The sequence below is a fragment of the Thiocystis violacea genome (genome assembly GCF_016583575.1).
Taxonomy (GTDB): Bacteria; Pseudomonadota; Gammaproteobacteria; order Chromatiales; family Chromatiaceae; genus Thiocystis; species Thiocystis violacea.
The window spans coordinates 1-9,236 of the sequence record NZ_NRRG01000090.1 but is presented as its reverse complement, the minus strand read 5'-3'; the positions used below and the strand labels follow the sequence as shown (position 1 = coordinate 9,236).

Here is a 9,236-nt window from a genome sequence, read left to right as displayed (position 1 = left end):
TCCCCGCGGCCCTGGCTCACCATCGTCGGCATCGGCGAGGACGGTCTCGCGGGACTCGGGGAGGAGGCGCGCCGGGCGATCGCCGGGGCACGCGTGCTCTTTGGCGGCGAGCGGCATCTGGCGCTCGTCCCGGAAGACCCGGATCAGTCGCGCCAGCCCTGGCCGAGCCCCTTCGGTCTGGCTTACGAACAGCTCCTAGCCTGTCGGGGCCGCCCGGTGTGCGTGCTGGCGAGCGGGGATCCTATGTTCTTCGGGGTCGGAGCCAGCCTGGCGACACGTCTGCCGCCCGAGGAGACGCGGATCCTGCCCGCGCCCTCCTCGGTCTCGCTCGCCGCCGCGCGGATGGGCTGGGCCTTGCCGGAGGTGCGCGTGGTGCCGGCGCATGGACGACCGCTGGAACGGATCAATCTCTATCTCGCCCAGGGCGCGCGTCTGCTCCTGCTCTCGGCGGATGGCCGGACACCCGGCCAACTCGCCGCGCTGCTCCGGGCGCGCGGCTATGGCGCCAGCCGGCTGTGCGTCCTGGAGCGGCTCGGCGGACCGGCCGAACGTCGACTGGACGGCCATGCCCGCGACTGGCCCCATGAGGAGGTCGCCGCGCTCAATCTGGTCGCGGTCGAATGCCGGGCCGACCCGGACGCCCTCCCCCTCTCGCGCCGCTGCGGTCTGCCGGATGCCGCCTACGCGCACGACGGCCAACTGACCAAGCGCGATATCCGGGCCGCGACCCTCGCCCGGCTCGCCCCCCGGCCGGGCGAACTGCTCTGGGATGTCGGTGCCGGCTGCGGCTCCATCGGTATCGAATGGATGCGCGCCGAGGGCGCCTGCCGCGCCATCGCCATCGAATCGGACGCCTCCAGACGCGGGCTGATCGAACGCAATCGCGACACGCTCGGCGTGCCCGATCTGGTCCTGATCGCCGGACGCGCCCCGGAGGTGCTGGTGGGCCTGGAGGCGCCCGACGCCATCTTCATCGGCGGCGGGCTCACCGTCGCGGGCGTCGCCGAGCGTTGCTGGGAGGCCCTGAAACCGGGCGGGCGTCTGGTCGCCAACGCCGTCACGGTGCAGAGCGAAGCCTTCCTGGTCGGACTGCGCGAGGGCATCGGCGGGGAGCTGACACGGATCTCGGTCGCCCAGGCCGCCCCGCTCGGGCGCTTCGACGGCTGGCGCGCGGCGATGCCGGTGACCATCCTGACGGCCGTCAAGCTCGACGCGCCCGCGACGGACTGACCGGCCGAATCGCTCACGGCGTCCGTGCCGCGGCCGTCGAAGCCCCTCGCCGCCTGTAACAGTCGGCGATCTCGCGCCGATACCGACGGGCGATGCGCGCGCGTTTCAGTTTCATGGTCGGCGTCACCAGACCCTCCTCGATGGACCAGGGGTGATCGAGCACCGCGATCCGCCGGATACGCGCATGCCCTGGAAAGCCCTTGAGGCGCTGCTCGATGCGCTCGAGCAGAGCGGTCTCCAGCCGTTCCTGATCATCCGTCGAGGGCCGTTCGAGCGACAGCTTCCGCTCGCGCGCGAACGTCGCCAGGGTCGGTGCATCGAGGACCACCAGGGCCGACAGGAAGGGCAGGCCCTCGCCCACGATCAGAACCTGCTCGAACAGCGGATCGCCGACGATGGCCATCTCCAGATCGGTCGGGCCGATCTTCTCGCCATTGTCGAGCACCAGGATGTCCTTGAGCCGGCCGGTGATATAGAGATGGCCATGCTCGATCCGGCCCTGGTCGCCGGTGCGCAGCCAGCCGTCCTGGTCGAAGGCCGCGGCGGTGGCCAGCGGCTGATTCCAGTAGCCCTGCATGATCCCCGGCGTGCGTACCAGGATCTCCTGGTCCGCGCCGATGCGAACCTCGATCCCCGGCAAGGGCTCGCCGACGCTGTCCGGACGGTTGTCCTCCAGCCGGTTGACGCTGATCACCGGACTGGTCTCGGTCAGTCCATAGCCCTGCACCAGTGGGACGCCGAGCGCGATGAAGACACGCGCGATCTCGGGCGACAGGGGCGCGCCGCCGCAGACCGTGACCCGCAGCCGCCCGCCCAGACGCGCCCGGACCTTGGCGCCGACCAGACGATCCAGGAGTGGCGCGACGAGCAGCTCCGGATGCCAGTCCGCGCGGCCCTGGGCATGCTCGAAGGCGCGCCAGCCAACCGTGACGGCCTGTTCGAAGAGCCGTTTCCTAAACGGTGGACCCTGCTCCAGGGCTTCGCGCAGACGGGCATGGATCCGCTCGAAGATGCGTGGCACCGCGAACATCACCGTCGGATGCAGGATTTTAAGATCCTCGGCCAGGAGCGGGATGGAGCGCGCGAAGGCGACAGTGGCGCCGGCCATGATGGGCAGGATGCTGCCTGCCGTGCGTTCCAGGGTATGCGACAGCGGCAGGAAGGACAGGAAGCGGTCGCTCGGATAGGCCGGCACCATCTTGAGCGAGGCCTCGGCATTCCAGAGGATATCGCGATGGCTGAGCATCACGCCCTTGGCCGCGCCCGTGGTCCCGGAGGTGTAGACGATGGTCGACAGCGCCTCGCCGTTCTCGACCCAATCCTTCGGGCCGAGCGGCGCCTCCTCGTCCGGCGGCGCCGCGAGCCAGTCCGCCACGCTCACGGCCATGTCCGGGCGCTCGCCCGTCCCCGGATTCAGGATCAGGATCCGGTCGAGTCGTCGCAGGGTCTCGCCGATCGCGTCCAGGGCGGTGAACTGCTCGGGCTGCTCCAGCAAGAGCAGACGGACATCCGCGTCCTCCAGGATGTAGCGCACCGAGGCCGGCCGATCGCCGGGATAGAGCGGCACCGTGACCAGACCAACGCTGGTCGCCGCCAGATCGAAGGCGACCCATTCGCGGCGGTTGCTCATCATCAGCGCCACCCGGTCGCCGGGGCGCAGACGCTCGCGCCGCAGCGCGGCCTGCCAGCGCGCGACCTCCCCGGCCATGTCCGCCCAGGTCGTCTCGCGCCACTGCTCGGCGAGCGGATCGAACTGGAGATAGGCGAGGCCACGCGGCGTGCGCCGGGCGCGCTCCAGCAGCAATCCGCAGAGCGTCACGGCCTCGGCCGCGCCGATCGATGTTGGCGGCGGCGCCGTGACGGCGCCCTGATCGAGACGAGAGAGTCGAGTGTCGAGTAGAAACATCATCTGGTCCTCCGATCGATTAGATACCCGCCGGATGCGGGTTCCAGCCGCGATCCGGTCGGAAGTGCCCGCCATGACGGCGTTGCAATGACGCCAGACGCTCGCGCATGCGATCCCGCCCACCCTGAGCGATGTAATGCGCCGGACCGCCCGTATGGGGCGCGAACCCGGTGCCGAGGATGACCCCGGCATCGAGCAGATCGGCATCCTCCACCACCCCCTCGCGCAGACAGGCCACGCACTCGTTGAGCAGCCGGAAGATGAGACGCTCGGTCAGGTCCGATGGCGCCCGGTAGCCGCGCGGCGGTCGCTCGCGCGAGGGACGTCCATCGCGATAAGAATAGAAGCCCCGGCCGCTCTTACGTCCGAGCAGACCCTCGGCGACCATCCGGCTCAGACGCTGGGGCGTCTCCTCGGGGGCCGTGAGGTCATGGCCCAGGGTGTCGCTCACCGCCAGACAGATATCCAGTCCGACCGAGTCGGCCAGCGCCAGCGGTCCCATCGGCATGCCGAAGGCGACCGCAGCACGATCGATGACGCCGACCGGCACCCCCTCGTCGAGCAGATCGACGGCCTCCAGCAGATAGGGCATGAGGACGCGGTTGACCAGGAATCCCGGACGGCTGAGCACCGGCAGCGGCAGGCGGTCCATGGCGCGCACCGCCGCGATGGCGCGCGCGACCGGATCCGGATCGGTGTCGGCGCCCCGGACCACCTCGACCAGGCGCATGCGCGCCACCGGGTTGAAGAAATGCAGACCGACCAGCCGCTCGGGGTGACGCAGATTCGAACCGATCCGCTCAAGCGGAAGGCTTGAGGTATTGGTGGCCAGCAGGGCCTGGGGTCCGGCCCGCTCCTCGATCTCGGCGAAGACCCGCTGTTTGAGACTCAGATCCTCGGCCACCGCCTCGATGATCAGATCGGCGCCGCGCAGACCCTGACCGGAGGGATCCGGCGTCAGTCGGTCCCAGGCGTCGCGCGCCAGACGGGGATCGGACAGACGCTGACCGAAGAGCGTTTGGGCACGCCGCATGGCGCGCCCGATCGCCTCCATCGAGACATCCTGGAGCCCGACCCGCATCCCCTGAAGGGCGCACCAGGCGGCGATGTCGCCACCCATGACGCCGGCCCCGATCACCTGGACCCGTCGCGGGCGCTCGGTCGTGGAGGACGCCAGACCCTTCAGCCGCTCCTGAAGCGCGAAGACCCGCCGCAGATGGCGCGAGGTCTCGCCCAGCAGCAGCTCCGGCACCTGACGCGCCTCGCCAGCCAGCAGCGGATCGCGCCCGGAGCCGTTGTCGCGCCAGTGCCGGATCAGGGCGAAGGGCGCCGGATAATGCGCGCGGACGACCTTGGCGTCGGTCTGGTGTTCCATCCGGGCGGCGATCAGTGGGCGCAGCGGCCAGAGATTGGGCAGGCGACGCGACCAGCCCGCCCGTCCCGGTCGCGGCTGATCCCGCGCCAGATCCGCCGCCGTGGCCTCCAACTGACGACGCGGAACGACCCGATCCACCAGCCCGAGCGCCTTGGCCTCCCGGCCGGATAAGCTCCGCCCCGTCAGCATGAGCCGAAGCGCCGCGATGGGTCCCAGGACACGGATCGCCCGCCAGGTTCCGCCATAGCCCGGAAAGAGGCCGAGCTGGATCTCAGGAAAACCGATCCGGGTCGCCGGATCGTCGGTGGCGACGCGATAACGACAGGCGAGCGCCAGCTCCAGCCCCCCGCCGAGACAGAAGCCGTGGATCAGGGCCAGGGTCGGACAGGGCAGCGACTCGATACGATCGAGGATCCGATGGACGCGGCGGATATGAGCCGCCGCCTCGGCCGGATCGCTCAGACGCTCGAACTCACCCAGGTCGGCCCCGGCGATGAACCCCGTCTCCTTGAGTGAGTGCAGCACCAGTCCCACGATGGGGTCCGCCGCGAGTCTGGGCTCGAGTTCGTCGAGCCTCGACTCCAGCTCGTCGAGCACACCGAGCGCGAGCAGATTCACCGCGTGCCCCTGATGATCGAGCCCCAGCCACATCAGGCCCCGCGCGTCCGCTTCCCGGAGATGCCAATGGCGATTCATGATTCACCTCCCACCCGTTCCAGAAGCATGGCCCCGCCTTGTCCGCCACCGACGCAGAGACTGGCGACCCCGAGCCGCAGACCACGGCGTTTCAATGAGAGGGCCAGATGGAGCACCAGCCGGGCGCCGCTGGCGCCGATCGGATGGCCGAGCGCGATGGCGCCGCCCTCGGGGTTGAGCGCCGCGTCCGGGATCGGCCCATCCGCGGTGTCGCCGAGCGCCCGACGACGCCAGTCCTCGTCCGACCAGGCGGCCTGACAAGCGAGCACCTGGGCCGCGAAGGCTTCGTTGATCTCGAAGAGATCGATCGCCTCGGTCGCCAGACCCTGACGACGCAGCAGCGGCGCCATCGCATGGACCGGCCCCAGACCCATCTCGGCTGGGTCCAGCGCCGCCCAGTGGCTGTCGCGCACCCGCGCCAGCACCGGCAGCCCCCAGCGCTCGACCGCCTCGGACGAGGCCAGCAGCAGCAGGGCGGCGCCGTCGCTGACCTGGGCGCTGTTGCCGGCGGTGACCGCTCCGGTCGGCCGATCGAACACCGGCGGCAGACGCGCCAGACGCTCCAGATCGCTGTCCGGGCGATAGCCGTCGTCGTACAGTTGACACTGCCCCTGGGTATCGAACAGCGGCGTGATCTCGGACGCGAACAGGCCCGCGTCCTGGGCCTGGCCCAGACGTTGATGGCTGCGCAGCGCGAAGCGGTCCATGGCGCCGCGCCCGATGCCGAAGCGCCAGGCAAGCTGCTCGGCGGTCTGGCCCATGGAGAGACCGACGATCGGGTCCGTCAACCCCTTGAGCAGACCGATCACGGGGACCAGATCGCGCGGGCGCAGTCGGGTCAGGAGCCGGCCACGGGCGACCAGCGACGGGCTCTGGCGCCAGCGCCCCAGCCATTCCACCAGGGCGCGGCCGAACAGCACCGGGGCCTGACTCATGGCCTCGGTCCCACCCGCCAGCACCAGTTCGGAACGCCCGGAGGCGATCGCCTGGGCCGCGCAGTCGATCGCCTGCAAGCCCGAGGCGCAGTTGCGCTGCACGGTCCAGGCGGGCGTGCTCGCGCCGCAACCAAGCCGCAGGCCGACCACCCGCGCGATGTTGGCCTCCTCGGGAGCGGGGACCACGCAGCCGAGGATGACCTCGTCGATGGCCTCCGCCGGAAACGGCTGACGCATCAGGAGCGCGCGCCCGGCGCCGACGGCGAGATCCGCCGCGCTGAATGGACCGGGCCGGCCGCGCGCCTTCAGAAAGGGGGTGCGCGACCCGTCCACCAGGTAGACCGGGCGGGCGGTATTCGATGAAGACTTCATGCTTGGAATCCTCCTCGTCGTTGTTCGTGACCCTCGTTCAGGCGGCATTCCTGGTCGACTGGGACATCCGAGGTTCTTCTTGAGCCAGCGACCGGCACGCCGGGATGAGCGTGTCGAAGCTGTCCACCGCGATCACCTGATCGCGCAGACGGCTGGAACGGCGGACCAGACCGGCTTCGTCCGGGTCGATGATTCCCGCCTCCAGGGCGGCCCGCAGCAGCGGCTCGCCCTGGAGCTTCGCGAGACGCCCCTCTTTCCGGGCGGTCCGCAAGAGCCGTTCGACCGCCTCCTCGGCGAGCGCCGCCTCCAGACCCAGTTCCAGCCGTCCGACGGCGAAGGCCGGATCCCGGGTGGAGAAGATGCCGGCCGTCAGCCGTTCGCGAGGCGCGCCAGGGGTCAGGATGAGCCGCGCGACCTCATGCTCAAGGGCATCGTCCGGCCCCTCGAAAGGCGGCCCGAAGGGGAACGTCAGCCGCCGCAGAACCCAGGCCAGGCGCCGGAGCGGCAGGTTGGCCCAAAGCGCGATCAGCGCCCGCTGGATCCCGAACAGATGGTCCTCCATCGCCCAGCGCAGCAGCGGTCGGTCGGCGTTCGGCGCGCCCTGATCCTCGAAGTGCTTGAGCGCGCAGGAGCCGAGGAACAGCAGGCCGAGGATGTCCCCGAGCCGCGCCGAGAGCCGCTCGCGCCGCTTGAGACTGCCGCCGAGGGTCATCAGGGCCAGGTCGGCATTGAGGGCGAAAACCGCGCTCAGCCAGTCGAGCCGCTGGTAATAGCGGCCGACCTCCCCGCTCGTCGGGAGCGCCGCGCCGCGTCCACCGCTCAAGCCCAGCCGGATGACGCGCCACAGGTTGCGGACGAGCGCGATCGCGTGGGCCGCGATGGCGGCATCGAAGGCGATCAGGGCGCGGCGGCGATCCGGATCGCCGGCGGCCTGGAATTCGTCGAGCAGATAGGGGTGACAGCGCAAGGCGCCCTGACCAAAGATGATCAGATTGCGGGTCAGGATGTTCGCCCCCTCCACCGTGATCGCGATCGGGATCGCCTGATAGACGCGCCCGATCAGGTTCGATGGACCCAGACAGATCCCGGCGCCACCCTGAACGTCCATGGCCTCGTTGATGACCTCGCGATAACCTTCGGTCAGTTGATACTTGAGCACCGCCGAGAGCACCGCCGGATGTTCGCCGGCATCGAGCGCGCCGAGAAAGACACGCCGCGCTGCGTCCATCTGATAGGTCTTGCCGGCGATCCGGGCCAGCGGGGCCTCGATCCCCTCGAAGGTGCCGATCGGCCGGCCGAACTGCTGGCGGATGCGCGCATAGGCGCCGATGTGACTGGCGGCGAGCTTGCCGGCGCCGGTCGCGAGCGCCGGCAGCGAGATCCCGCGCCCCTCGGACAGACAGTCCATGAGCATCCGCCAGCCCTTGCCGATCCCGTCGCGCCCGCCGATCACCCAGTCCAGCGGAACGAAAACATCGCGCCCGGAGAGCGGGCCGTTCTGGAAGGGGATGCCGAGCGGCAGATGACGGCGCCCCTGAACGACCCCCGGAGTACCGGCGGGAATCAGGGCCAGGGTGATGCCCGGCGCGCGATCCTCCCCGAGCAGCTGCTCGGGATCCTCGACCCGGAAGGCCAGTCCGATCAGGGTGGCGACCGGCGCGAGCGTGATGTAGCGCTTATCGAAGCTCAGTCGCAGCCCCAGGATCTCGCGTCCCTCGAAACGGGCGCGACAGACGATGCCGGTGTCGGGTATCGCCGCCGCGTCACTGCCAGCCCGAGGCCCCGTCAGCGCGAAACAGGGGATCTCCCGACCCGTCGCCAGACGCGGCAGATAGCGCCGGCGCTGGGCCTCGGTGCCGTAACGCAACAGCAGCTCGGCCGGTCCCAGGCTGTTGGGGACCATCACGGTCACCGCGGCCGTGATGCTACGGCTGGCGAGTTTCATCACGACCTCGGAATGCGCCAGGTGCGAGAAGCCGAGACCGCCATGCGCCCTCGGGATGATCAGGCCGAAGAACCCTTGATCGCGGATGAAGCGCCAGACCTCCGGCGGCAAGTCGAAGTCCTCGTGGGTGATGCGCCAGTCGTCGAGCATCCGGCACAGCGTCTCCACGGGGCCGTCGAGAAAGGCCTGTTCGTCGGTGTTCAAGCGGGCCGCTGGAAGGTCGCGCAGACGCGGCCAGGACGGACGCCCCGAAAAGAGTTCCGCGTCCCACCAGACACCGCCGGCCTCCAGCGCCTCGCGCTCGGTGGTCGACATGGCCGGCATGGCGCGCCGAAACTGTTTCAGAAGGTGCCGGCTCACCAGGGGCCGACGCAGGGCGGGAATCAGGCCGACCGCAGACAGGGTCGCGCCAAGCACCAACAGCAAGAGCAGGATCGAGGTCATGATGTCAGCACTCCTCGTGCGCGCAGGCCGTCCCGGTCAGCCAACCGGGCACCCAGGGCCAAGGCGCGAAACGCATCGTTCTGGTCATCGCCACATGTCCGACGATTTTTCAATGTTAATAATTGAGACCACGAACAAGGCGAGAATGTTTCTCGCTAACCCCTTCCCAGCGGGGAAGCTGAAAAGCCCCTCTCCCCCGAGGGGATAGCAACTGTGTTTCAGGTCAAGCGGTTTTCCCATGAGCAGGATCCCAGTGCGCCTGATCGCGCAGCATGGCGTTGACGATGGTGAGGAGCTTGCGCATGCACGCCACGAGGGCCACCTTGGCGACCT

5 protein-coding genes and 1 pseudogene are annotated in these 9,236 nt (G+C 69.7%); 1 reads left to right on the top strand and 5 read right to left on the bottom strand.

Annotated elements, in window-relative coordinates; all coding sequences use genetic code 11:
• A partial coding sequence (gene cbiE / locus CKO27_RS22640; protein ID WP_207281068.1) for a precorrin-6y C5,15-methyltransferase (decarboxylating) subunit CbiE occupies nucleotides 1-1,230 on the top strand: 1,230 nt, incomplete at its 5' end.
• 13 nt (nucleotides 1,231-1,243) lie between these two features.
• Here cbiE and CKO27_RS22635 read toward each other — a convergent pair.
• From CKO27_RS22635 to CKO27_RS22615, 5 genes and pseudogenes are all read right to left on the bottom strand, one after another.
• Entirely contained in the window at nucleotides 1,244-3,139 is a 1,896-nt protein-coding gene (locus tag CKO27_RS22635) for an AMP-dependent synthetase/ligase (RefSeq protein ID WP_242471081.1), read from the bottom strand.
• Nucleotides 3,140-3,155: 16 nt separating this feature from the next.
• The gene (locus tag CKO27_RS22630; RefSeq protein WP_200377180.1) at nucleotides 3,156-5,207 is read right to left on the bottom strand and encodes a 3-hydroxyacyl-CoA dehydrogenase NAD-binding domain-containing protein; all 2,052 of its coding nucleotides are present in this window, start codon (nucleotides 5,205-5,207) and stop codon (nucleotides 3,156-3,158) included.
• Entirely contained in the window at nucleotides 5,204-6,514 is a 1,311-nt protein-coding gene (locus CKO27_RS22625; protein ID WP_200377179.1) for an acetyl-CoA C-acetyltransferase, read from the bottom strand. The genes CKO27_RS22630 and CKO27_RS22625 overlap by 4 nt, the downstream gene beginning before the upstream one ends.
• A gap of 37 nt (nucleotides 6,515-6,551) precedes the next feature.
• On the bottom strand, nucleotides 6,552-8,903 hold the full coding sequence (locus tag CKO27_RS22620) for an acyl-CoA dehydrogenase (RefSeq protein WP_200377178.1): 2,352 nt from the start codon (nucleotides 8,901-8,903) through the stop codon (nucleotides 6,552-6,554).
• 223 nt (nucleotides 8,904-9,126) lie between these two features.
• Nucleotides 9,127-9,236, bottom strand: a pseudogene (locus tag CKO27_RS22615) (IS110-like element ISSm3 family transposase); the annotation flags it as partial.